A 21888-nucleotide genomic window follows, 5' to 3' on the forward strand; every position below is an offset into this window, starting at 1 on the left:
GCGACATCCTCGGAGACTCCCTATGCAAGACATCAACATCGGCCTGATCGGCGCCGGCTACATGGGCAAGGCGCACACCATCGCCTACAAGGCCGTGCGCAGCATTTTTCACACGGCCTTGAACCCCGTATGCGAATGCATCAGCACCAGCAGCGCGGAAGGCGCCGCCCGCAGCGCGCAGGAACTGGGCTGGAACCGCTCCACGGGCGACTGGCGCGCGCTGGTGGGAGATCCCGCCATCGACGCCATCATCGTCGCCACGCCGCCGGCCACGCACAAGGACATCGTGCTGGCCGCGCTGGCCCTGGGCAAACCCGTGTTTTGCGAAAAACCGCTGGGCATGACGGCCGCCGAATCCCTGCTGCTGGCGCAGGCGGCCGAAGCGGCGGGCGTGGCCAACATGGTCGGCTACAACTACATCCGCACGCCGGCCAGCCAGCTGGCGCGGCAGATCATCGAATCGGGCGAAATCGGCGAGATCATCCACGTCGCCGCCGAACATGTGGAAGACTATCTGCACGACCCGCGCGCGCCTGCCTCGTGGCGCACGCGCGAAGCGACGGCAACGCGGGCCGGCGCGCTGGCCGACGTGGGCTCGCACCTGCTCAACCTGGCCCTGCGCCTGGGCGGCCCCGTCGACTCGCTCGTGGCGGACATGAATACCGTGCACGCGCAGCGGCAAGGGCCCACTGGCATGGAAGCGGTGGAGAATGACGACCAGGGAAATGTGATGCTGCGCTTTGCCAGCGGCGCGCTGGGCGCCCTGACCTTCAGCCGCGTGGCGGCCGGGCGCAAGATGGGTTACACCTACCGCATCACGGGGACGAAAGGCGCGCTCGCCTTCGACCAGGAAAACCAGAACGAATTATGGCTGTACGACGCCGGCCGCCCCGCGCAGCGCCAGGGTTTCCAGCGCCTGCTGATGGGCCCCGTCCACCCCGACTACCTGGCGTTCAGCCAGGGCGCCGGGCACGGCACCGGCTACAACGAGCAGATCGTCATCGAAGCGCGCGACTTTCTGCAGGCGATCGCCGGCGGCCAGCCGGTCTGGCCCACCTTCCGCGACGGCTACGAGGTGGACCGGCTGATAGCCGCCGCGCTGCGCTCCGCCAAAGAGCGCAGCTGGATTTCCCTGCGTTGAACGGCGTTTAGTAGGCCAGGCCGTAACCGAACTTGTACAGCGGACGGGCCGTGTCATACGGCACGTCCGATTTCTGCACTTGCACTTCGGCCATCGACGATGGCAGTTCGAACGGCAGCTTGCCTTGCGGCTTGGCCTTGCCCGTCAGGACATCGAACAGCGCGCCGTCGCTCACGCCGAAGTTGGCGAGGATGGCGCTGGCCTTGTCCTGCACGTTGCCGAGGATGGCCGGGCGGTCCAGGTACACGGTGACCACCGTCTTCGGCGCGAATTTCGCCGCGTTCTTGATCGCCTCGTAGTCGGCATTGCCGTCCACGTAATCGAGGCGGCCCTCGTGCTGCATGCTGCCGAAGATGTAGTTCGGGTGCAGGATTTCATACGGCGCGGCCACGCGCAGCAGGGCCACGTCCGCTTCCTGCGGCGTGGCGACCACCGTGTAGCCATACTGCCTGGCCACGGCCGCATCGATGCCGTACAGGTAGACCTTCTTGACGGTGGCCGCCAGCGGCAAGACCTTGTCCTTGTTTTCCAGCAAGACCAGCGAGCGGCGCTGCGCGTCCAGGCCAGCCTCGACGAAGTCCGCCTTGCCCACCGTGGTGGCCGCATTGGCCGCATCGACGAACGGATGCTCGAACAGGCCCTGCTTGAATTTCTGGATCAGGATGCGCCGCGCCGACGCGTTGATGCGCGCTTCCGTCAGCTGGCCACGCTGCACGGCTTGCGTCAGGTACGGCGCTTCCGTCACGCCGCCAAACTGGTCCATCCCCGCCGTCACGGCCTTCACGTAGCGCTCGGCCTTGGTGGCGTCTTCCATGCCCCACGGCGTGCCAAAGCCCATGAAGGAAGGCGCGACGCCAGGCGCCGTGCCGTTGCGGCAGTTGGCGTCGCAGTCGGAGGTGATGCCCCAGTCGGACAGGATCACGCCTTCAAAACCGTATTTGCCGCGCAGCAGATCCGTCAGCATGGTCTTGCTGAAGCCGGCCGCCACCTGTTCCAGGGTGATGCCGTCGATCGTGATATTGCCGTCCGGCAGAGCGTAGGTCGGCATGACGGAAGCCGCCTTGGCCGTGAAGGCGCCCTCGAACGGTTTCACGTGGTAGGCGAAATTATTTCCCGGGTAGGTCATGTAGCGGCCATAGTAATTGTGGCCGTCGTAGCCCTCTTTCGTAGCGCCGTAGCCGACCCAGTGCTTTACGACAGCCACCACGCTGCCGTCGTGCAGGCCCGTGTTCCCGTCCTGGAAGCCCTCGATATAGTGCTGCACCATGCGCTTGGCCAGGTCCGCGTCTTCGCCAAAGGTGCCGTTGATGCGCGACCAGCGCGGCTCGGTGGCCAGATCGGCCTGCGGCGACAGGGCCTGCGTGATGCCGACGGCCAGGTATTCCTGGCGCGCGATGTCGCCGAAGCGGCGTACCAGCGCATCGTCGCCGATGGCGGCCAGGCCCAGGGTTTCAGGCCATTGCGAAAAACCCTTGGTGCCGGCGCTGGCGCCCACCGTGTACTGGAAATGGTGGCGTGGGTCCGTGCTGATGGAAACAGGGATGCCGTGGCGCGACGTTTCGCTCAGGGCTTGCACCTTGTTGTACTGGGCCGCCATGTTGGCCGAGTCGCCCGCCATGCGCGTAATGAAGGTGTTGACGTACTGCTTGACGATCAGGTCTTGCAGGGCCGTCAAATCGTACGCGCCGCCCTGGCCGATGCCGGTGGGGTCAGCAACGGTGGGCGCCGTACCGTGCATCATCAGGCCCGCTTTTTCATCGAGGCTCATGTGCGACAGCAGATCGTCGGCGCGCACCTCGGCCGGCAGGCGCCAGTCTTCGTATCGATCGATCTTGCCGTTGCGGTTCATGTCCTTGAAGGCATAGCCATCGACCTGGATCTGGCTGTAGGTGGTGGCGCCGAACACGGGCTGCTTGTATTCCACGCTGCCGTTATTGCCGCAGGCGGCCAGGGCAAGCGTGGCGACGCAGCCGGCGACCATGCGGGCCATCGGTTTCAAAGTGCAATTCATCATTATCTCCAAGACTGTTTTTGTAGGTATCAAGGCGCGGCAGCAAGGCCGGCCGAAAACAATATAGCGTGAGAATGCGTGAGTTTCTTGACCGCGCAGCACGCGTTTTATACCCGCGAGAACAATTTTTGGTTAGATGGCACAACAACCAACAATCTCCTACAAAGTGCTAATATTTGTGAAAAATTACTACAACAAGCAGGATAAGCAGGAGACAGCCTTGCACAAACCCGACACGCGCACGGTTTCGAACCGGATCGCGCAGCAATGCGCGCGCGCCATGCAGGCCGATGGCCACGACCCCGCCGAGTTTTTTCAGCGCACGGGCATCACGCCGGCGCAGCTGGACGAGCCGGGCGGCCGCATCAACGCCGAGCGGCACCGCCGCATGACGGCCTACGCGCAGCAGCTGCCGCAGCACCGCGGCCTGCTCGACCTCGACGTGACGCACTGGTTCGCGCATTACTCGGGCATCGCCCACGTCTGCTTCAACCGCCCCACCCTGCGCAGCGCGCTGCACGAGCTGCTGCACTTGCGGGGATTGATCGGCGAATTCGATTTCATGCTGATGAGCGAAAATGGCACGCGTATCGAGATCGAATACCTGTCCGAGTTCTGCCCGTCGGGCGGCGCCATGCAGGCGCTGGCTAATTTCCGCATGCTGTCGCTGGTGGCGCGCGCCTACGACGATGGCGCGCCCACCGCCTTCCATGCCGGATTCCAGGGCAAGGCGCCATGGTTCGCGCCGGCCATTTCCGAGTGTTTCGGCGCCGCCGCCACCTTTGGCCAGGCGCGCAATACATTGACGTTCGACGCACCGGCGCTGGACCGGCCCTTCGCCCAGTTCAACGCCATGCTGGCGCCCCACGCGCTGCGGCACGCGCAGGGGCAATTGCAGCAGCTGCAGGGGGCGCAGCTGTTTTCGGCCCGCGTGGAGCAAGCCATCATTGATCTGCTGGGTCAGCAAGGCGCGGGCGACGCCGATAGCGCCTCGCTGCTGCCGGCCCTGTGCGACGGCCTGGCGATGAACCGCTGGACCCTGCAGCGCCAGCTGCAGCAGGAGCAGACCTCGTTCCGCGCACTGGAACTGCGCGCCAAGAGCCGCGAATCGCGCCGTTTGCTGCGCGAAACAAGCCTGAGCGTGGCGGAAATCGGCGACCGCTTGGGCTTTTCCTCGCAAAGCGCGTTCACCCGCTTCTTCAAGAACCAGTTCGAACTGCCGCCGGCGCGCTACCGGCAGGATGCCGCCGGAGCCTAGACGTTCAGTTGCCGGTTCATGGCGACGATGTCGTCATGGCTGGCATGCGCGCCCAGCTTGGCGAACTGCGCCGGCATCCGGTCGCGTATCGCGGCCGCCTTGCCGGGAACCGCCGCGGAAAACGCCCTGGCCATGGCGGGCGCCTCAAGGTCGCAGCAGTAGGCGGGGGTACAGGGCTGCTGGCGCCAGGACTGCGCCAAGGTGCCGCCATCAACCGCGTCAAATCCGGCCTGCTCCACCAAGGTCATCGCCGTCTGCATGGCCATCGGGTCATCTCCGGCGACGGCAATGGCGAGGCGGCCCGGCGTGCCTGCAGGCTGGCCCAGCGCGGCCAGCGTATGCGCCAGCACATTGTTGAAGGCCTTGACCACCGGGCGCCCCAGCTGGGCTGACACCCAGATGCTTTCGGCCATGCCCGCATCGATCTGCGCAATCGCCGCGTCACGCATGCCAGGGTAATAATTACTGGTGTCGATCACGGTGACCTGCGGCGGCACGGCGTCGAACAGGCCGGCAGGCAGGCTGGCCATGGCCGGCAGCGGAATGGCCAGCACCACCACATCCACGCCATCAACGGCGCCATGCACATCAGCCGGCACCGCGCCGATGTCGTCGGCCACGCTTTGCACGCCTTTGACGCCGCCGGAATTGGCTATCTTCACCTCATGGCCGGCGGACAGCAGCTTGCGCGCCAGGGTTGCGCCGATATTTCCCGTTCCAATAATTCCTATTTTCATGTTCATGAGCTCCGTGTCGTTGATCGTCCAATGTGCTGTGATTTTAGGAGCCTTATGCAATAATGGGAAGTACCCACCAAAAAGTAAGTAACCCACATATCATGACAAAACAACGGGAATGGAATTGTGGCGATCCGCAAAATCGCCGAGACTGGGCCGACGCCACCACCGAGACCTTGCGCGTACTCGAAGGCAAATGGAAGATCATCATCCTGTGCCAGCTGTTTGCGGCCAAGGCGCCGTTGCGCTTTTCCGACCTGGAGCGCCTGATTGAGGAAGTCAACCAGAAAATGCTGATCCAGCAGCTCAAGCAGCTGGAAAAGGACGGTATCGTCGTGCGCAAGGTCTATGCGCAGGTACCGCCCAGGGTGGAATATGCATTGAGCGAGATCGGCCATGCGCTGGGACCGTCGATGCAGGCACTGATCGAGTGGGCCGAACTGCGGCGCGCACGCCTGGCGCACGCCGCTGCCGATCGTGCCGCGCCAGATTAAACCTGCGGCGCCGCCCTTGCCTGCGGCCGTATCCGGAACCAGATCGCATACATGGCGGGCAAGAACACCAAAGTCAGCACCGTGCCGGCAAACGTGCCGCCGATCAGGGTATAGGCCAAAGTACCCCAGAATACCGAATGGGTCAGCGGGATAAACGCCAGAATGGCCGCCAGCGCCGTGAGGATCACGGGACGCGCGCGCTGCACGGTCGCTTCCACCACAGCGTCGAACGGCGCCAGGCCGGCCGCCTCGTTCTGGTGGATCTGGCCGATCAGGATCAGGGTATTGCGCATCAAAATGCCCGACAGCGCGATCAGGCCGACCAGCGCATTGATGCCGAACGGCTGCTGGAACAGCAGCAAGGTAGGCACCACGCCGATCAGGCCCAATGGGCTGGTCAGGAACACCATCACCATCGCCGAGATCGAACGCACCTGCAGGATAATCATCAGCAAGGTCAATGCCAGCATGATGGGGAACAGCGGCAGCATGGCTTGCGTGGCCTTGGCCGATTCCTCGATGGAGCCGGCCTGCTCGATGCGGTAGCCGGCCGGCAGCTTGTCGATGACCGTTTGCAGCTGCGCCGTGATGGCGCCCGAGACGTCGGGCGGCTGCATGCCGTCGGCGATGTCGCCGCGTACGGTAATCGTCGGCTGGCGGTCGCGCCGGCGCATCACCGGTTCTTCCGAGCGCACCTCGACGCTGCCAACCTGCGACAGCGCGATGCGCTCGCCATTCGCGCCGGCCAGGGTCAGGTCGGCGATGCGCGCCGGGTCCAGCCGCACGTCGCCGGCCGCGCGCGCCACCACCTGCACCGTGCGGATATCTTCGCGCACGGCCGTGACAGGCACGCCGCTGAGCAGGAACTGCAGTTGCTGCGCCACCGCGGCCGACGTCAGGCCCATCGCCTGCAAGCGCTCCTGCTGCAGGCTGAAATGCAGGGTCGGCGTACGCGTGCCCCAGTCGGTATTGACGGTGCGCATCAAGGGGCTGGCCTGCATCACGGCTTGCACCTGGCCGGCGATGCCGCGCAACACCTCGGGATCGGGGCCGCTGACCCGGTAGGCGACGGGAAACGGCGAATACGGGCCGAACACCAGTTGCGTGACGCGCACCCTGGCCTCGGGCGCCAGCCCGGCGGCCACCGCCACACGCAAACGCTGCTTCAGGGCGTCGCGCGCCTGCTGGCTGTCGGTGCGCACGACGATCTTGGCAAACGACGGGTCGGGCAATTCTGGCCCCATCGCCAGGTAAAAGCGCGGCGCGCCCTGGCCGACATAGGCCGTGACGATCTTCGCCTCGGGTTGGCGCGCCAGCCACGCTTCCACCTTGGCCGCCGCGCCGCTGGTCTGCCCGATCGCGCTGCCGTAGGGCAGCTGCACTTCGATCAGCACTTCAGGACGGTCCGATATCGGGAAAAACTGCTTCTTGACGACGGCCATGCCCAGCACGGCCAGCACGAACAAGCCGATCACGGTGCAGAACACCAGCCATTTGCGGGCGATCACGCGCCCCAGCAGCCGGCGAAAACGGTGGTAGCGCGGCGTGTCGTACAGCGCATCATGGCCGCCGGCGACGTGTTTGAGTTCAGGCAGCAGCTTCACGCCCAGGTAGGGAGTGAACACCACCGCCACCACCCACGAGGCGATCAGGGCGATGCCGACGATCCAGAACATATTGCTCGTGTATTCGCCGGCGCTCGAACGCGCAAAGCCGTTCGGCATGAAGCCCACGGCCGTGACCAGGGTGCCGGCCAGCATGGGTGCGGCCGTGTGGCTCCAGGCATAAGCGGAGGCGGCGATGCGGCTGTAGCCCTCTTCCATCTTCACGACCATCATTTCGATGGCGATGATCGCGTCATCCACCAGCAGGCCCAGGCCCAGGATCAATGAACCGAGGGTGATGCGGTCGAAGTTCTTGCCCGTCGCCGCCATCACGATGAACACCACGGCCAGGGTCAATGGCACGGCGGCGGCCACCACGATGCCGACCCGCCAGCCCATGCTGATAAAGCACACCAGCATCACCACCAGCAGCGCGGCGAGGAACTTGAGCATGAATTCGTCGACGGCCGCGCCGATATTGACGGCCTGGTCGGTGACCTTGGCCAGGCTCATACCCAGCGGCATGGCGGCGCCGATGGCCGTCACTTCCCCGTCCAGCGCCTTGCCCAGGTCCAGCCCGTTCCAGCCGTCGCGCATGACCACGCCCAAGAGCAGCGCCGGTTCGCCGCCATTGCGCACCATGAAACTGGCCGGATCTTCCTGGCCGCGGCGCACGGTGGCGATATCGGACAGGGTCAGGGTGCGCCCCTGCGCCGCCACAGGCGTATCGCGGATCTTTTGCAGCGCGTCGAGCGCGCCGTCGAGGCGGATGAATACCTGCGGCCCGCGCGTTTCAACGGAACCGGCCGGCGTCAAGGCATTCTGGCCGTTCAGCGCGGCAAACACGTCCTGCGCCCGCACGCCCAGGGTGGCCAGGCGCTCCTGCGAAAACTCCACGTAGATGCGTTCGGCCTGCTCGCCGATGATATTGACCTTTTTCACCCCCGGCACGTGCAGCAGCCGCTGGCGCAGGGTTTCCGCCTCGCGCACCAGCAGGCGCTGCGGCTCGCCCTTGGCTTTCAGCGCATACAGGGCAAAGGTGACGTCGGCGTATTCGTCATTGATCATGGGGCCGATCACGCCGGCCGGCAAATTGGCCGCCTCGTCGCCGGCCTTCTTGCGCGCCTGGTAAAACTCGGCCTGCACCTGGTCGGGCGGCGTGCCGTCGAGCAGGGTCAGTGTCGTGAAGGCCAGGCCCGGCGTGGTATAGGTCTCGGCCCGTTCGTACCAGCGCAGCTCCTGCAGGCGCTTTTCGATCTTCTCGGCCACCTGGTCCTGCATTTCGCGCGCGCTGGCGCCTGGCCAGGCGGTGACGATGGTCATCACCTTGACCGTGAACGCCGGGTCTTCCGCGCGCCCCAGCTTGAAGAACGACAGCAGACCAGCCAGCGAAATGAGACAGATCAGGAACAGGGTGACGGATCGCTCGCGCACGGCCAGCGCGGACAGGTTGAAGCCGGCCGCGCTCATGGACGCGCTCCCGCGGCGGCGGCCACTGGCGCCTGTTCGACCCTGACCTGCTCGCCCTGGCGCAGCAGATGGGCGCCCAGCGCGACGATGCGTTCGCCCGCCTTCAGGCCATTCACGTCGGCGCCATCCTCGTGCAGCCGCAGCAACCTGACGGGCCGCCAGCTGACCTGCGACGGCGCGCCGCCGATCACCCACACGCCCTGCCCCTTGCCCGCGTCATGCAGGGCCGCCAGCGGTACTTGCACGCTGGCGGCGCCAGCTTGCGCGCCGGGCAGGCGCAAGGTGACGGTGGCGCCCAGCGGCGCGCTTGACAGCGCCGCGTCGAGCACATAGCGCGCCTCGAAAGTGCGCGTTTGCCGGTCCGCCGTCTGCGACAGCTGGCGCAAGGTGGCCGGCACGCCGGCACCCGGCCTGCCGAACAGGGTAGCCTGGCCCGTGGAGCCGAGCGCGGGACGCAAGGTTTCAGGCAGCTGGATCGCCGCTTCGCGCCGGCCGTCATGGGCCAGGCGCACCACCACCTGCCCGGCCGCGACCACCTGGCCCGGTTCGGCCAGGGTGTCCATCACGACGCCGTCGGCGTCGGCCAGCAGCACCGCGTACTGCAGCGCATTGCGCGCCACCCCGGCCTGGGCTTCGGACGCCTTGAGCTGGGCGGCGGCCGCGTCAGCCGCCGCCTTTACCTGGTCGTAGCTGGATGCCGAGATGGCGCCCGTGCCGCGCAATTCGCGGTAGCGCGCTTCTTCATCCGCCGCCTGGCGCGCGCGGGCGCGGTCGGCGATGACTGTTTCGTGGCGCGCTTGCGCCAGCAGTTGCAAGTCGTCGGCGTCGAGGCGCATCAATGGCTGGCCACGGCGCACGGCCTGGCCGGAGTCGACCAGCCGTTCGCGCACCTTGCCGGCCACGCGAAAACCGAGATCGCTCTGCACGCGCGGCGCGACCACGCCCGTGAAGCTGCGCGTGCCCGCTTCGGCGCCCTGCACCGTGACGGCACGCACCAGCGGTGTGGCCGTGCGAGGATCGGCCTGCGCCTTGTCGGCGCAGGCGCTCAACACCAGGGGTAAAGTGGAAATGACAACAGATGAAGCGAGGCGGCGCCAGCGCATAGGAATTCCATGAATGAGTGATCAGAGCCCTCATTCTGGTACTAGTGACCAATTAAGTCAATCGTCACTTATCATTGAAGCGGCTATGGCGACAAACTGCGCAACACCAGACTGGACAGCTGCACCACGGCCGTTTCGCTGCTGTCGACGCTGTGTTGCAGCAGCAAGGGATTGACGTAGGGGCGCATCACCAGGTAGATGGCGCTGGCCGTTTCGTCGAGCGGCGTCTTGCGTTCGAAGTCGCCCGTCTTGCGCCCCTGCTGCAAGATATCCTGCAGCAAGGCGCCCATCGCCAGCTCGTAGGCCTGCACGGCCGGCCAGCGTTCGGTGGCGGCCGAAGCGGCGATGTCGTACAGCTTGCGGTCCTGGAAAAACAGCCGCAAGCTGGCCTCGACGCTGGCCCTGAACATGCGCCGCAGCTGCTCTGGCGGCCGCCCGGCAGCCTCGACGGCCGCCTTCACCTCCGTCTCGATCTGGTGCAGGCAGTTGCCGCAGATATGCTCGCCGATGGCTTGCTTCGATTCGAAGAACTTGTAGATATAGGCCTTGGAAAAGCCGATCGCCCTGGCCAGGTCGGAGACGGTCGTCTTTTCATAGCCGTAGCGGCTGAAGTAATCGGTGGCGGCGGCAACGATCTGGTCGCGCACGTCGTGGCCGGCGGGGCCGCGTGCTGGGCTGGGTGTGTCGGGTGTGGTGGAATTCATGGCGACAGCTTAACGCGCCGCGCCGGAATGCACAATAAGTGACCAAACTGTATTATAGTCACACATTATTCTCTTTTGAACAGGAAGACCACCATGCCACTGCCACGCCTGCGCCTCCCCTTTCTGCTGATCGCCGCCGGCCTGGCCGCCACCGGCTGCACCGTCGGCAACGATTACCGCCGGCCCGAACTGCCGCAAGCGGCCCAGTACCTGCACCAGGCGGCGCTCGGCGCGCGCCAGGACGCTGACTCTGCCGAACTGCGGCAGTGGTGGACGGCCTTCGGCGATCCGCGCCTGACCCGCTTGGTGACAGTGGCGCTCGCGCAAAACCTCGACCTGGCGCAAGCGCAGGCCAGGGTCAGCCAGGCGCGCGCGGCCATCGGTGCGGCCAACGCCGCGCTGCTGCCGTCGGCCAGCCTTGGCGGCCAGGCGGCGCGCGCCTACCAGTCCGTGCAAACGCCGCTGGGCCAGGTATTGAACGCCACGCCAGGCTATGAGCGCGCAGGCAACGCGCGCGAATTGAACCTGCAGGCATCGTGGGAACTCGACCTGTTCGGCGGCCTGCGCCGCGAACGCGAAGCGGCGCGCGCCGATTACGCAGCCAGCGAAGCGGGATGGGCCGCCACGCGGCTGGCCGTAGCGGCGCAAACGGCCGACCTGTATCTGACGATCCAGGGGCTGCAGGCACGGCTCGACCTGGCGCGCCGGCACGTCGGCACCGACGCGGCGCTGCTGGAACTGGCCACGCTGTTATATGACAAGGGATTGGCGAACGAGCCAGCGCTGCGGCAAGCCGAAGCGTCGCTGGCGCAGGCGCGCGCCGTCGTTCCCGGCCTGGACACGGCACGCGAAGTGGCGCTGCATGCGCTCGACGTGATGCTGGGCGCGGCGCCAGGCACCTATGACGATGACATGGCAGCCGCCGGCGCGATGGCGCGCGCGCCGCGCATCACGGCCGGCGGCTCGCCGGGCGAACTGCTGCGGCGCCGGCCCGACCTGATCGCCGCCGAACGGCGCCTGGCCGCCGCCAGCGCGCGCACCGGCGCGGCCGTCGCCGAGTACTACCCGAAACTGAGCCTGGGTGCGCTGTTTGGCAGCGCCACGGCCGGCGGCACCCTGTTCGGCAGCGGTTCCGGCCAGGCCGCCGGCATGCTGGGCCTGCGCTGGCGCCTGTTCGATTTCGGCCGCATCGACGCCCAGATCGAAGCTTCCCGTGGCCAGGAAGCCGAGCTGCTGGCGGCCTACCGGCTCGCGGCGCTGCACGCAGCCGAAGACGTGGAAAACGCCGGCTCGGCCCTGCTGCGCCACGAAGAACAGGCCAGCTTGCTGGCGCAAGGCGTGCATGCGCTAGAACGCGCCCGCGCCGCCGCGCTGGCCGCCTACGAGAAAGGTGTGGTCAGCCGCCTTGACGTGCTGCAGGCCGACTCCCGGCTGCTGCGCGCAGCGGACGCGCGCGAACAGGCGCAAACGGCATCGGCACGCGCTGCCGTCGCCACCTACCGGGCGCTGGGCGGCGGCTGGCAGGCGCCGCAGGCGGGGACGGAGGCGGTGGCAGCCCGGTAAATGCGGATGGCAGCCATTGTTCCACCGCTGTCTGGCGCAGGTGGTGGAACAGAATTGCCTTTTGAGTAAGTTTTACGCATACTCGTGCGCCCTGCCTTTTCATTGCCTTTGAACATGACCATCAGCCTGCGCGCCGTCACGGCCGACAATTTCGACATCATCAGCGAACTGCCCCTGCTGCCCCAGCAGCGCGACTATCTGGCCAGCAACGACTATTCGATCGCGCAGGCCAGCTTTTACCCCGCCACCATGCATACGCGCGCCGTGTATTGCGCCGAGGAGGTGATCGGTTTCCTGATGTTCGTCTCGCCTGACGACGACAATCCGCCCGGCCACTATCAGATCTGGCGCTTCATGGTCGACCACCGGCGCCAGGGACAAGGCCATGGGAGGGCTGCGCTCGCCCTGGCGCTGGCGGAAATCCGCGCCCGACCGGATGCGCGCAGCATCGAGATTTGCTACAAGCCAGGCAATGCCAACGCTCAAAAATTCTATGCCAGCATGGGCTTCGTGAAAAAAGGCATGGATGCCGATGGCAACGACATGCTGGCAGTCATCGAACTGGCTTAACTGTCCTGCGCTGCGTTCGCATCGACCCTGGCATCGAACGCCAGCCGCGCCGCATCGATGGCATCGCGGTGGCCATGCGCCCAGGCGCCCAGCGCGCTGATGGGAATCAGCAGCGAACGTCCCAGGTCCGTCAGCGCGTAGTCGACGCGCGGCGGCACGGTGGGAAACACGGTGCGCGTCACGAGGCCGTCGCGCTCGAGCCCGCGCAGGGTCAACGTCAGCATGCGCTGCGAAATGCCGCCGATCAGCCGGCGCATCTCGTTGAAGCGCTTGGTGCCATTGCCCAGCAAGATCACCACCATCACGCTCCATTTGTCGCCCACGCGCGTGAGGATGTCCGTGATCGGGCGGCAGGAAGCGGCCACGCCCGCATGGCCGCCCTCGTCGCGCATGCGCCGCTCCAGTTCCGCCCCTTGCGCGGCGGCGGCGCCAATAGTCACATCCGTGTGCCCCAGTGTGGAAAAAGTGCCTTCTTGTGCGTTCATTTGATAGTCACTATATTTACCTCGGTTACAAAAACATACCACCCGATCATACCACCCAAGAAGGCCCATATGAACATCCTGCATATCGATTCGAGCATCCTCGGCGAGCATTCCATCAGCCGCCAGTTGTCCGCCGCCATCATCGCCCGCCTGCAAGCGGCCGCGCCTGGCGCCACCGTCCAGTACCGCGACCTGGCGGCGCAACCATTGCCGCAATTTACGGCCGCTCCCAGCGAAGCCGACGGCGCGGCGCTGGCCGGCGCGCTCGATCAAGTGCTGGATGCCGACGTCATCGTCATCGGCGCGCCCATGTACAACTTCGCCATCCCCAGCCAGCTCAAGTCGTGGCTCGACGCGCTGGCCGTGCCCGGCAAGACCTTCCAGTACGGCGCCAACGGTCCCGAAGGTTTGCTGGGCAGCAAGCGCGTGATCATCGCCTCGACGCGCGGCGGCTACTACGGCGCCGACACGCCGATGGCCAGCCTGGAGCACCAGGAAAGCCATCTGCGCGCCTTCCTCGGTTTCCTCGGCATCACGCAGATCGAGATCGTGCGCGCCGAAGGCGTCAAGGTCAGCGATGCGGCCAGGGCGCAGGCATTGACGGGCGCTTTCGAGCAGATCGGCGCGCTGCAAGCGGCCTGATGAGTGCCAACTGCGCCGCACGCCGTTGCGGCGCAGCCCCATGGTAACCGGCCGGCAAGGAAGCGCCAGATGCGCTAAGCTGCCGGACCCCCAACCACAAGGACCACCATGACCCTGATCATCGTCGCCACCATCGATGCCCAAGCCCAACATATCGACGCCGTGCGCGACGCCCTGGAAGCCGTCGTAGCACCGAGCCGCGCGGAAAGCGCCTGCCTGCGCTACGAACTGCACCTCGACAACAAGATTCCCACGCGCTTCATCATGCTGGAAGAATGGACCGACAAGGCAGGCCACACGGCGCATGAAGCGACGCCGCACTTCAAGACGCTGGTCGCCGCAGTGGGCGACAAGGTCGTCAAGATCGACATCGCGGAATTGAGCAAGCTGAAGTAAGGCCGGCGCGCCGCGCTAGCGCGTGGCCGTATTAGAAAGTTGCCATCTATAATATGGCAACTTTTCTTTATGGCCATCATGACTCCATTTTCCTGCATACGCGGCGCCGCAGCGGCTGCCGCCTTGACCCTCTGCATCAGCGCTTCGGCGCAAGCTCCCCTTCCTTTGACCAAGCTGGTGGGCGAATACAATCTTGCCTCGTCGGCAACCGTGCCGGCCAGCACCTGGGGCTATTCCAAGGGACGCATTTTGGTCAAGCAACTCGATGAGCGGCATCTGATGATCGTCCTGTCCTGCGAGTGGAAACGCGAACCGAAGGCCGTCTGCGGCGATTATTTCTATGCCCAGCAACGCGACGACGGCCTGTATCTGCAGGACATGAACACCTTCGCCATGCGCCTGTACTTCGATCCCGCCTCGCGCAAACTCACCATCATTTCGCGCGGCGCCGACGCGAAACAGAGCGTGCGGCATGACGTATTCGCCGCCACCACCGCGCCGCTCACGGACCCCGCCCTCGTGCGGCGCATGAAGCGCGAACTGTCGAATGCCGACAGCAAGGAAAACCGGCGCGTGTTCGGCCCCTACACCAAGTGGGACTACCAGGAAAACCGCATCGAATTCCAGCGCCAGGACTTGACGGCGCCGTGATGGCGCGCCTGGGCGGGCTTCAAACGCGATACGGTCTGGCCCGCAATGGGCCTGGTCGGCCGACGATGGACCTACCGTTTTTCAATTCCGATCATTTTTGGCGGCGATGGATCTTTTCTGCGCTCGCATACCAATACGCGCAAAGCGACAGCTAGCGACACGCCATTTGTGTGCAAGTATTTTGCCGCCACAGCGGTGCCAAGCATTTCCTGGAAGATAATCGCCACATCTATTTTTTGTGCGGTCAATGCGTCGATCCGCCTGGGATGATCAAGCTCCAACTGCACGAGGCCACCGATGTAATTTTTATTTACCATGTAAATTCATGTCAAGTATGGAACAGGCACCGTAACCTCCCGCTTCGGGACTACCGTAGTTCGGCAGCCCCCCTCATTGATCTTTTTCCAGTATCTTGCGTATCTCTGCCCTTACTCTGTGGATACGGCTTCGTACAGTTCCCATCGGGCATCCCATCCTTATTGCAATCTCGTCATAGCGCATACCTTCATCCTCGCGCAACAATAATGCCTTTTTCAAGGGCGCCGGCAAATTGGCGATTAATCGAATAATTTCCATCCCCGTTTCCATTGCACTACATATCTCTTCCGGACTATCTTCATCAACCAAGTCCAATGCATCAACGACATTATCTGCGCCATCAATAAAATCAACCGAACTTAAATTAACTTCCCCGCCACCACAATAATCAGACCTTATACAGCGCATGGCCATTGAATATAACTTCGGATAAAACATCGAACACCCACAACCTCTTTTAAACCATAGAAAAACATTGAGAAATATAAGCTGAACCATGTCATCAATATCTTCCTCGCGATGAATGGACTGACTTACCAAATTTCTTATGCGGATACGATATCTGATATACAGCGCATGAAATGCCGATGCAGTATTCACACAATTAATTTCTAATGAGAAATTTTCATTTCCATCGGACATGCATCACTCACTGTAGCCAAAGTTGATCTCATATCCTAGCAGCAAGAATATATCCTCAAGCTAACACCCAAAAGAACATTGATTTATATCAATACATGCAATACAAGATATTTAATATTATAAAAAAATAAATATATATTCCATCAAGAAATGATTAACCAGGAAATGTTTTTTATGCACGTAAAAATAACACTGTTCCAGACCTAATTAAATCTATTGAGGTAATTAATGTTTCCTTATAGAAATTTTATATTACTAGCTTATTGACGTGTTTACCTTCGTGCGCAAGGGTAAATTTTTATGTAGTAATATTGAAAAAAAATATTCAAAGCATTTTGGGTGAGCATTCCTGATGAGTAAAAAAACAAGCACTTCATACGTCATCGAGTTTACGCAGCGAACGACGCGGGTATTACGGTCGCTCGATGTGGAGTCCGGACGAATGAAGATTGACATCAAAGATACGGCGATGCCGTTCGACACCCGAATAGTCGATGCCTGGGTCAGCATCGAAGACGGCATCCTGTGGCTGGAGCATGAAACGGGAGATGAGTATACGGTGAGAATCAGGCTTGCCACGGTGCTGCGCTGGTCGCGTCAACCCAAATGGTAGCCAGGCTGCCGGCGCCACGCGGCAGTTTTTGCCACCTTCTCTACTACAGTTTCTTCATGCCACCCTGCTGAAAGCGGGGTCGGGCGCAATACCCTCCGAGCAGGTCGCGGGCCATATTGCCTGGCGTTACAGGGAATCGAGCCTGGCCAGCATCGTGGCAGCCTGCTGCCGGAAAGCCGCGATTGTCGCCTCGTCCATTTTCTCCAGCTGGCGATACGCCATGCCTATGCGGGGATTGCGCTCCAATGTGTCCGCGTTGCGATGGAAAAAATCCCAGTACAGGGCATTGAAGGGACAGGCGCGCTCGCCGATGCGCGCCTTTTTATCGTAATGGCAGCCTTTGCAATAGTCGCTCATGCGGTCGATATACGCGGCGCTGGAGACATACGGCTTGGTGGCCAGCAGCCCGCCATCGGCGAACTGGCTCATGCCGGCGGTGTTGGGCAGTTCCACCCACTCGAAGGCATCGATATAAATGCCCAGGTACCAGCCATGCACCTTGGCCGGATCGAGGCCGGCCAGCAGTGAGAAATTGCCGATCACCATCAGGCGCTGGATGTGATGCGCGTGCGCCTGTTCCAGCGACTGGGTAATCGCCCGCGACAGGCAATGCATCTTCGTCTTGCCATCCCAGAACCATGACGGCAGCGGGCGCGCATGGCCAAAGAAATTCTTTTCGACATACCCCGGCATCTGGGCCCAGTAAACACCGCGCACATATTCGCGCCATCCCAGGATCTGGCGTATAAAGCCCTCGACCGCAGCCAAGGGGGCATGGCCAGCGTGATAAGCCGCTTGCGCCCTGGCGACGACTTCGCGCGGATTAAGCATTTTCACGTTCAGCGCGAACGACAGCAGGGAATGAAACAAGCGCCACGCCTTGACGCTCATCGCATCCTGGAAGTCGCCAAAATGCGGCAAGGCCCGCTCGATGAAGGCATCGAGCTGCTGCAGCGCCTCATCCCGGTTCAGCGCCCACGCCAGCCGGTCCGCACGCGGCGCGCCGAAGCTTTTCACGCCGGCCGCGACGATGCTTTCCCATAACCGAGAATGGTCATGCACGGTGCGCGGGTCTTGCGGCTCGGCGGGCGTGCCGCGCCAGGCCTTGCGGTTATCGTGATCGAAGTTCCACTGCCCGCCGACGGGTTTTTTCGCGTCCTCCATCAGCACTTGGTGCGTGCTGCGCATCTGGCGGTAGAAGAACTCCATCAGCCATTGCTTGCGTCCGGCGAAAATATCGGCTGCCTCGTGGCGGGCCGTATAGAAATGGTCGCTGTCGACCATCCGCCATGGAATGCGCGAGCGGCGCCCGGCCTGGTACAACTGCTGGTCGAGGCGCCACTCGTCTGGCGCCTGGTATTCGAAGGCGCAAGCGTCATAGCGAAGAATCAGCGCTTCGACATTCTCCGGTATCGAGCGCGTGCTTGCCACGTCGCCGATGGCGATGTAATGCACGGTGTGACCACGCTGGCGCAGCTGGCGCGCCAGCTCGCGCATGGCAGCGAAGATCGCCAGGATTTTCTGCGCATGGTGCAGCACATAATCGGTTTCCTGCCGCACCTCCATCAAGACATAGATGGTGGCGTGATCGACTTCGGTGAACCAGCGGTGCCGCGCATTGAGCTGGTCACCGAGTATCAGGCGCAGCGTGGGCATCGGTGAGGTCATGATTAATCTGTACGATGGTTGAATTCACCGCGGCGGCGGCGCTTATCCCTGCGGTGCCGGCACCGGCTGCGGTACGGGAGCTGGCGCGGGCGCAGGAGCAGGCTCCGGCACCGCCTTGCCATGCGATTCCTGCCCGCCATCGCCTTCGGCCGGCATGGCCAGCGGCGCCGGCGGCGCGCCCTCTTGCAGCAAATCTCCGGGCTCTTCCACCGGTTCATCCTGCGGTTCCTCGACCGGTTCCACATGGCGCAGCGGCGGTGGCGGCTTGCCGCCGGGGAAGATGGCATCGCGCGACAGTTTTCCTGTATCGAGCGCCGTCTTGAAAAAGTCGCCCACCACCAGCACGGCGTTGTGGCCGCCCTGGCCCCAGTAATTGCTGCGCATGGTGACACGCGCGTCATTGAAACCGACCCAGGCGCCGCCCACCAGTTCCGGATGCATCAGGATGAACCAGCCGTCCGCATTGTTTTGCGTCGTGCCGCTCTTGCCGGCCACGTCGGAGCGGATGCCGAAGCGGCTGCGGATGGCCGTGCCCGTGCCACGGTCGATCACACCGCGCATCATGTCCGTCAGCGTGGCGGCCGATGCGGCCTGCATGGCGCGCTTGGGCTTGTCTTCGCCGAAACGGGCGATGACCTTGCCTTCGCGGTCCGTGATGTGCGTGACAACAAACGGCAGGCGCGCCTCGCCCTGGGCCGCGATGCTGGCGTAGGCGTTGACCATTTCCAGCAAGGTGACGGGGCTGGTGCCCAGTGCCAGCGACGGCACTTTTTCCAGCTTGCTGTCGCGGATACCGAGCGCGCGCGCCAGCTTGATAATCGGCGGCAAGCCGACGTCCTGCATCACTTGCGCCGTGATCGTGTTTTTCGAATACACGAGGCCGTCGCGCATGGTCATGTCGCGCCCCGTCGTGCCGCTCATGTCCGTCGGGCGCCATTTCGTGCCGTCGGCCGCCTTGATATCCATCACGGCATCGCGGTAGACGTGTTCAGGACTGAGACCTTTTTCCAGCGCCGCGCCATATACGATGGGTTTGAAGGTGGAACCGGGCTGGCGCGCCGCCTGCGACACGTGGTCGAACTGTTCGCGCGCAAAGTCGCGGCTGCCCACCCAGGCGCGCACGGCGCCCGTGGCCGGGTCCATGGCCGTAAAGCCCGCTTCCAGGCGCGTCTTCGACTTGCGCAGGGCCGCCATGAAGGCGCGGTCGCCCTTCAGCTGCGCCAGCGACGCTTCCGGCGTGTCGCCAGCCGCCGTCAGCTTGCGGTAGTCGGCCGATTCGCGCACGAAACTGTCGAGCAAGCCAGGATGCGATTTCCAGAAATAATCAAACGCCACGCTACCGCCCTGCATACCCGCGTACATGCCCGTCGAGGTGGACGACGGCACGCCGGCGCGGCTCCACTCCACGTCGGCGATCGCCTGCAAGGCATTCGCCTGACGCTCGACGGCGCGCTCGGCCGCCTGCTGCAAATCGTAATCGAGCGTGGTGTGCACCACGAGGGCGTCCAGTTCCAGGTTGTAATCGTTTTCATCAGCCCACTCGATCAGCCATTTGCGCACGTAGGCCGTGAAGTGGCTGTCCGATTGCGCCCGCTCGCTCTGGCGCTCGAAATGCAGGCGCAGCGGCCGTTTCACCAGCTGCTTGTAGCGCGCCTCGTCGATGACGTCGTGCTTGCGCATTTGCCCCAGCACCACGTTGCGGCGCTGCAGCGAGCGTTCTGGATTGCCGACAGGATTGTAGTAATTCGTGCCCTTGAGCATACCGACCAGGGTGGCGCTTTCGAGGATATCGAGGCGCGAAGCGGGCTTGTCGAAATAGGTGCGGGCCGCCATCTCGATGCCGTAGGTGTTGTACAGGAAAGGCACCGTATTCAAATACGCTTCGAGGATTTCCGTCTTGCTGTAGGTGGCCTCGATCTTGAGGGCCGTGATCAGCTCCTTCAGCTTGCGGTTCAGGTTGCGCGAGCGGCCGATTTCTTCGGGGAACATATTGCGCGCGAGCTGCTGCGTGATGGTGGAACCGCCCTGGGGGTTGCCGCTCGCCGTGTGCAGGATGGCGCCCGCCGTGCGCGTGAAATCGACGCCGTGGTGGTCGTAGAAACGGTGGTCTTCCGTCGAGATCAAGGCGCTGATCACGTTCGGCGAAATCTGTTTTAACGTGACCCGTTCCTGCAAGCCCTGGTCGAAGCGGGCCAGTTCCTTGCCGTCGGCGCTGACCATGGTGCTCGGCGCGGCCGCGCGCGCCTGGCGCAAGTCGTGGATGCTCGGCGTCAAGGGGATCAGCAGCAGCATGTACAAGGTCAGCAGCGCCAGCACGGCCAGGAAAGACCAGAGCCCCAGCACCAGCGCGCGCCGCACGGGCGGCAAGATCATCAAGTGCGCGTGACCACGCCGATACAACGCCACCGCCCTCATCCACGCCGCGCTTCCCACCCGCAATGCCTGCGCGCGCGTCCACATCCATGCCTGCCTTGCTTTTTCCTGAAACTGCTCCATGCCTGATGCCATGCCTGTAACCTTGTCTGATGCCGGAAAATCCGTTTCAGCAAGTATATAGGGCGGGCAACAAAGCGGGCCGGAATTTACGCCAAGCAAGCATCGAGGCGTGCCACCGTGACGCCGACATACGCGCCCACGCAGCGCGCATCATGCGTCGTAAACGGGTTTTCCAGTTGCAGCAAGCCACAATCGCAGATGACGGGATCGACCTGGGTCACGACGCCCAGCGCCAGGTAGCGCCAGCCGTCAAGCCGGCGCAGGCCCTGCTCCCGGCCAGGGTTGGCACGGAAGATGGCGTCCCAGTCGTCAAGCTCGCCGGGCATGGGCCACAGTTCGAGCTGGACTTGCGTGCCGGCGGCCATCTGCGCGCCGCCAAACTCGTCCATCACGTGCAGGCGTTGGCCGCCCACTTCGATGACGGCTTCCAGATACTCGCCTTCGGAAGCGATGAAGGTGGCGGCAACGATGCTGGCCGTCACTTCTGCGCCTGCTCCAGCAGGGCCGGCAATTCTTTCAGCATCGCTTCGCGCGTGCGCAGGCCTGCCGACTGCTGGCCCTTCTGCTCGTCCTGCACCAGGCGCGCGAACACGATGCTGCGTTCGCCCTTGCTGGCCCAGCCCACGAACCAGCCGTAGCCATGCGCTTCGTCGAAGCTGCCGTCGGCCTTGCGCGGGAAGGCAGCGCCCGTCTTGCCATGCACTTGCCAGCCGTCCACGTCGGCCAGGCGCGTCAGGCGCCGCGTCTGCTCCATGGCCTGTTTCGACACGGGCAATTGATCGTTGACCAGCTTGCGCAGGAAGCCCAGCTGCTCGAGCGGCGAAATCTTCAGCGAGGAGCTGATCCACGAGCGTTCCAGACTATTGTCCTTGCCCTTGTCGCCCGACACGTCCGCATTGCCATAGCGCAAAGCCTTCGCGTATTTCTGGAAGCGCTCGGCGCCCAGCGCCTGCGTGATCTGCTGCGAATACCAGACGACGGAATACTGCATCCAGCGCGACGGGTCCGTATCCTGGCGCCAGGCCTCGCCGCCCCAGTCCACATAGCCCTGGCGATATGGCAGGCTGGGCTTGTGCTCGTCCTTGAGGAAGCCGGCGTCATAGCCCATCAGGCTGAGCGCGATCTTGAACGTGGATGCGGGCGTGACTCTGTCGAGACAATTACCCTCTTGCAGCAAGACCGTGCCTGTTTTGGCGTCGGCCATGGCCGTGCAGATGGTGGCGGCCTGGGCCGCAGTAATAGAAAAGGCCGACAAGGCGGCCAGGAACGCGCTCTGCAAAGAAAGATTCATGCGTTTATTTAAATAAAAGATGGTCGTCAGT

At 63.6% G+C, this 21888-nt stretch carries 21 protein-coding genes; 9 read left to right on the plus strand and 12 right to left on the minus strand.

The window, feature by feature from the left end:
* Positions 1-22: 22 nt before the first annotated feature.
* Complete coding sequence (locus tag JAB6_RS10175) at positions 23-1141, plus strand: Gfo/Idh/MocA family protein (RefSeq protein ID WP_070302685.1); 1119 nt, start codon at positions 23-25, stop codon at positions 1139-1141.
* Positions 1142-1148: 7 nt separating this feature from the next.
* Here the strand turns inward: JAB6_RS10175 and JAB6_RS10180 are convergent, their stop codons facing one another.
* Positions 1149-3155 (minus strand): glycoside hydrolase family 3 protein, encoded by a 2007-nt coding sequence (locus JAB6_RS10180; protein WP_070302686.1) that lies wholly within the window; start codon positions 3153-3155, stop codon positions 1149-1151.
* 217 nt (positions 3156-3372) lie between these two features.
* Here JAB6_RS10180 and JAB6_RS10185 point away from each other — a divergent pair, with 217 nt between their 5' ends.
* On the plus strand, positions 3373-4410 hold the full coding sequence (locus JAB6_RS10185; protein ID WP_070302687.1) for an AraC family transcriptional regulator: 1038 nt from the start codon (positions 3373-3375) through the stop codon (positions 4408-4410).
* On the opposite strand, the gene JAB6_RS10190 is transcribed toward JAB6_RS10185, so the two are convergent.
* Positions 4407-5243: an NADPH-dependent F420 reductase gene (locus JAB6_RS10190; protein ID WP_368072920.1), complete on the minus strand. Its 837-nt coding sequence runs from the start codon at positions 5241-5243 to the stop codon at positions 4407-4409. The two genes, JAB6_RS10185 and JAB6_RS10190, sit on opposite strands and share 4 nt — an antisense overlap.
* 5 nt (positions 5244-5248) lie before the next feature.
* Here JAB6_RS10190 and JAB6_RS10195 point away from each other — a divergent pair, with 5 nt between their 5' ends.
* Positions 5249-5641 (plus strand): helix-turn-helix domain-containing protein, encoded by a 393-nt coding sequence (locus JAB6_RS10195; protein WP_070302689.1) that lies wholly within the window; start codon positions 5249-5251, stop codon positions 5639-5641.
* On the opposite strand, the gene JAB6_RS10200 is transcribed toward JAB6_RS10195, so the two are convergent.
* From JAB6_RS10200 to JAB6_RS10210, 3 genes are all read right to left on the minus strand, one after another.
* Positions 5638-8715, minus strand: coding sequence for an efflux RND transporter permease subunit (locus JAB6_RS10200; protein ID WP_070302690.1), 3078 nt, complete (start codon positions 8713-8715; stop codon positions 5638-5640). The genes JAB6_RS10195 and JAB6_RS10200 overlap by 4 nt on opposite strands.
* Positions 8712-9818, minus strand: coding sequence for an efflux RND transporter periplasmic adaptor subunit (locus JAB6_RS10205; protein WP_070302691.1), 1107 nt, complete (start codon positions 9816-9818; stop codon positions 8712-8714). The genes JAB6_RS10200 and JAB6_RS10205 overlap by 4 nt, the downstream gene beginning before the upstream one ends.
* A gap of 83 nt (positions 9819-9901) precedes the next feature.
* Positions 9902-10522, minus strand: coding sequence for a TetR/AcrR family transcriptional regulator (locus JAB6_RS10210; RefSeq protein WP_070302692.1), 621 nt, complete (start codon positions 10520-10522; stop codon positions 9902-9904).
* Positions 10523-10615: 93 nt separating this feature from the next.
* Between JAB6_RS10210 and JAB6_RS10215 the strand changes: the two genes are divergently transcribed.
* The gene (locus tag JAB6_RS10215; RefSeq protein WP_070302693.1) at positions 10616-12085 is read left to right on the plus strand and encodes an efflux transporter outer membrane subunit; all 1470 of its coding nucleotides are present in this window, start codon (positions 10616-10618) and stop codon (positions 12083-12085) included.
* Between the two features lie 114 nt (positions 12086-12199).
* Complete coding sequence (locus JAB6_RS10220) at positions 12200-12655, plus strand: GNAT family N-acetyltransferase (protein WP_070302694.1); 456 nt, start codon at positions 12200-12202, stop codon at positions 12653-12655.
* Here the strand turns inward: JAB6_RS10220 and JAB6_RS10225 are convergent.
* The gene (locus tag JAB6_RS10225; RefSeq protein WP_070302806.1) at positions 12652-13047 is read right to left on the minus strand and encodes a helix-turn-helix domain-containing protein; all 396 of its coding nucleotides are present in this window, start codon (positions 13045-13047) and stop codon (positions 12652-12654) included. The two genes, JAB6_RS10220 and JAB6_RS10225, sit on opposite strands and share 4 nt — an antisense overlap.
* A 162-nt stretch (positions 13048-13209) precedes the next feature.
* Here JAB6_RS10225 and JAB6_RS10230 point away from each other — a divergent pair, with 162 nt between their 5' ends.
* The 3 genes from JAB6_RS10230 to JAB6_RS10240 all read left to right on the plus strand — a co-directional run bounded on the left by JAB6_RS10230 (position 13210) and on the right by JAB6_RS10240 (position 14829).
* Positions 13210-13782, plus strand: a complete 573-nt coding sequence (locus tag JAB6_RS10230) for an FMN-dependent NADH-azoreductase (protein WP_070302695.1) — start codon at positions 13210-13212, stop codon at positions 13780-13782.
* Positions 13783-13890: 108 nt separating this feature from the next.
* Positions 13891-14178, plus strand: a complete 288-nt coding sequence (locus JAB6_RS10235) for a putative quinol monooxygenase (RefSeq protein WP_070302696.1) — start codon at positions 13891-13893, stop codon at positions 14176-14178.
* A gap of 78 nt (positions 14179-14256) precedes the next feature.
* Positions 14257-14829 carry a hypothetical protein gene (locus JAB6_RS10240; RefSeq protein WP_070302807.1) on the plus strand — a complete coding sequence of 191 codons (573 nt, stop codon included), beginning with the start codon at positions 14257-14259 and terminating at the stop codon, positions 14827-14829.
* A 71-nt stretch (positions 14830-14900) separates the two neighbouring features.
* Here JAB6_RS10240 and JAB6_RS10245 read toward each other — a convergent pair whose 3' ends face one another.
* Both JAB6_RS10245 and JAB6_RS28375 read right to left on the minus strand, forming a co-directional pair.
* Complete coding sequence (locus JAB6_RS10245; RefSeq protein ID WP_070302697.1) at positions 14901-15146, minus strand: hypothetical protein; 246 nt, start codon at positions 15144-15146, stop codon at positions 14901-14903.
* Positions 15147-15219: 73 nt separating this feature from the next.
* The gene (locus JAB6_RS28375) at positions 15220-15789 is read right to left on the minus strand and encodes a sigma-70 family RNA polymerase sigma factor (RefSeq protein WP_083292647.1); all 570 of its coding nucleotides are present in this window, start codon (positions 15787-15789) and stop codon (positions 15220-15222) included.
* Positions 15790-16231: 442 nt separating this feature from the next.
* Between JAB6_RS28375 and JAB6_RS29295 the strand changes: the two genes are divergently transcribed.
* On the plus strand, positions 16232-16402 hold the full coding sequence (locus JAB6_RS29295; RefSeq protein WP_175444525.1) for a hypothetical protein: 171 nt from the start codon (positions 16232-16234) through the stop codon (positions 16400-16402).
* A gap of 126 nt (positions 16403-16528) precedes the next feature.
* Here JAB6_RS29295 and JAB6_RS10255 read toward each other — a convergent pair whose 3' ends face one another.
* From JAB6_RS10255 to blaOXA, 4 genes are all read right to left on the minus strand, one after another.
* A complete protein-coding gene (locus JAB6_RS10255) occupies positions 16529-18070 on the minus strand; it encodes a cryptochrome/photolyase family protein (RefSeq protein WP_070302699.1) in 1542 nt (513 codons plus the stop codon).
* 42 nt (positions 18071-18112) lie between these two features.
* A complete protein-coding gene (locus JAB6_RS10260) occupies positions 18113-20443 on the minus strand; it encodes a penicillin-binding protein 1A (RefSeq protein WP_254671541.1) in 2331 nt (776 codons plus the stop codon).
* A 209-nt stretch (positions 20444-20652) separates the two neighbouring features.
* The gene (locus tag JAB6_RS10265; protein WP_083292648.1) at positions 20653-21048 is read right to left on the minus strand and encodes a hypothetical protein; all 396 of its coding nucleotides are present in this window, start codon (positions 21046-21048) and stop codon (positions 20653-20655) included.
* Entirely contained in the window at positions 21045-21857 is an 813-nt protein-coding gene (blaOXA, locus tag JAB6_RS10270; protein ID WP_070302701.1) for a class D beta-lactamase, read from the minus strand. Before blaOXA ends, JAB6_RS10265 begins: the two co-directional genes overlap by 4 nt.
* Positions 21858-21888: the final 31 nt, after the last annotated feature.

The sequence above is a fragment of the Janthinobacterium sp. HH104 genome, assembly GCF_001758715.1.
Classification (GTDB): Bacteria; Pseudomonadota; Gammaproteobacteria; order Burkholderiales; family Burkholderiaceae_D; genus Janthinobacterium; species Janthinobacterium aestuarii.

What these genes read in the sequence shown, in the direction of transcription:
- JAB6_RS10255 (WP_070302699.1), bottom strand. Translation starts at nt 18,070, where the DNA reads ATGACCTCACCGATGCCCACGCTGCGCCTGATACTCGGTGACCAGCTC.
- JAB6_RS29295 (WP_175444525.1), top strand. Translation starts at nt 16,232, where the DNA reads ATGAAGATTGACATCAAAGATACGGCGATGCCGTTCGACACCCGAATA.
- JAB6_RS10215 (WP_070302693.1), top strand. Translation starts at nt 10,616, where the DNA reads ATGCCACTGCCACGCCTGCGCCTCCCCTTTCTGCTGATCGCCGCCGGC.
- JAB6_RS10195 (WP_070302689.1), top strand. Translation starts at nt 5,249, where the DNA reads ATGACAAAACAACGGGAATGGAATTGTGGCGATCCGCAAAATCGCCGA.
- JAB6_RS10210 (WP_070302692.1), bottom strand. Translation starts at nt 10,522, where the DNA reads ATGAATTCCACCACACCCGACACACCCAGCCCAGCACGCGGCCCCGCC.
- JAB6_RS10225 (WP_070302806.1), bottom strand. Translation starts at nt 13,047, where the DNA reads ATGCGCGACGAGGGCGGCCATGCGGGCGTGGCCGCTTCCTGCCGCCCG.
- JAB6_RS28375 (WP_083292647.1), bottom strand. Translation starts at nt 15,789, where the DNA reads ATGTCCGATGGAAATGAAAATTTCTCATTAGAAATTAATTGTGTGAAT.
- JAB6_RS10235 (WP_070302696.1), top strand. Translation starts at nt 13,891, where the DNA reads ATGACCCTGATCATCGTCGCCACCATCGATGCCCAAGCCCAACATATC.
- JAB6_RS10220 (WP_070302694.1), top strand. Translation starts at nt 12,200, where the DNA reads ATGACCATCAGCCTGCGCGCCGTCACGGCCGACAATTTCGACATCATC.
- JAB6_RS10180 (WP_070302686.1), bottom strand. Translation starts at nt 3,155, where the DNA reads ATGATGAATTGCACTTTGAAACCGATGGCCCGCATGGTCGCCGGCTGC.
- JAB6_RS10205 (WP_070302691.1), bottom strand. Translation starts at nt 9,818, where the DNA reads ATGCGCTGGCGCCGCCTCGCTTCATCTGTTGTCATTTCCACTTTACCC.
- JAB6_RS10240 (WP_070302807.1), top strand. Translation starts at nt 14,257, where the DNA reads ATGACTCCATTTTCCTGCATACGCGGCGCCGCAGCGGCTGCCGCCTTG.
- JAB6_RS10230 (WP_070302695.1), top strand. Translation starts at nt 13,210, where the DNA reads ATGAACATCCTGCATATCGATTCGAGCATCCTCGGCGAGCATTCCATC.
- JAB6_RS10245 (WP_070302697.1), bottom strand. Translation starts at nt 15,146, where the DNA reads ATGGTAAATAAAAATTACATCGGTGGCCTCGTGCAGTTGGAGCTTGAT.
- JAB6_RS10260 (WP_254671541.1), bottom strand. Translation starts at nt 20,443, where the DNA reads ATGATCTTGCCGCCCGTGCGGCGCGCGCTGGTGCTGGGGCTCTGGTCT.
- JAB6_RS10175 (WP_070302685.1), top strand. Translation starts at nt 23, where the DNA reads ATGCAAGACATCAACATCGGCCTGATCGGCGCCGGCTACATGGGCAAG.
- JAB6_RS10200 (WP_070302690.1), bottom strand. Translation starts at nt 8,715, where the DNA reads ATGAGCGCGGCCGGCTTCAACCTGTCCGCGCTGGCCGTGCGCGAGCGA.
- blaOXA (WP_070302701.1), bottom strand. Translation starts at nt 21,857, where the DNA reads ATGAATCTTTCTTTGCAGAGCGCGTTCCTGGCCGCCTTGTCGGCCTTT.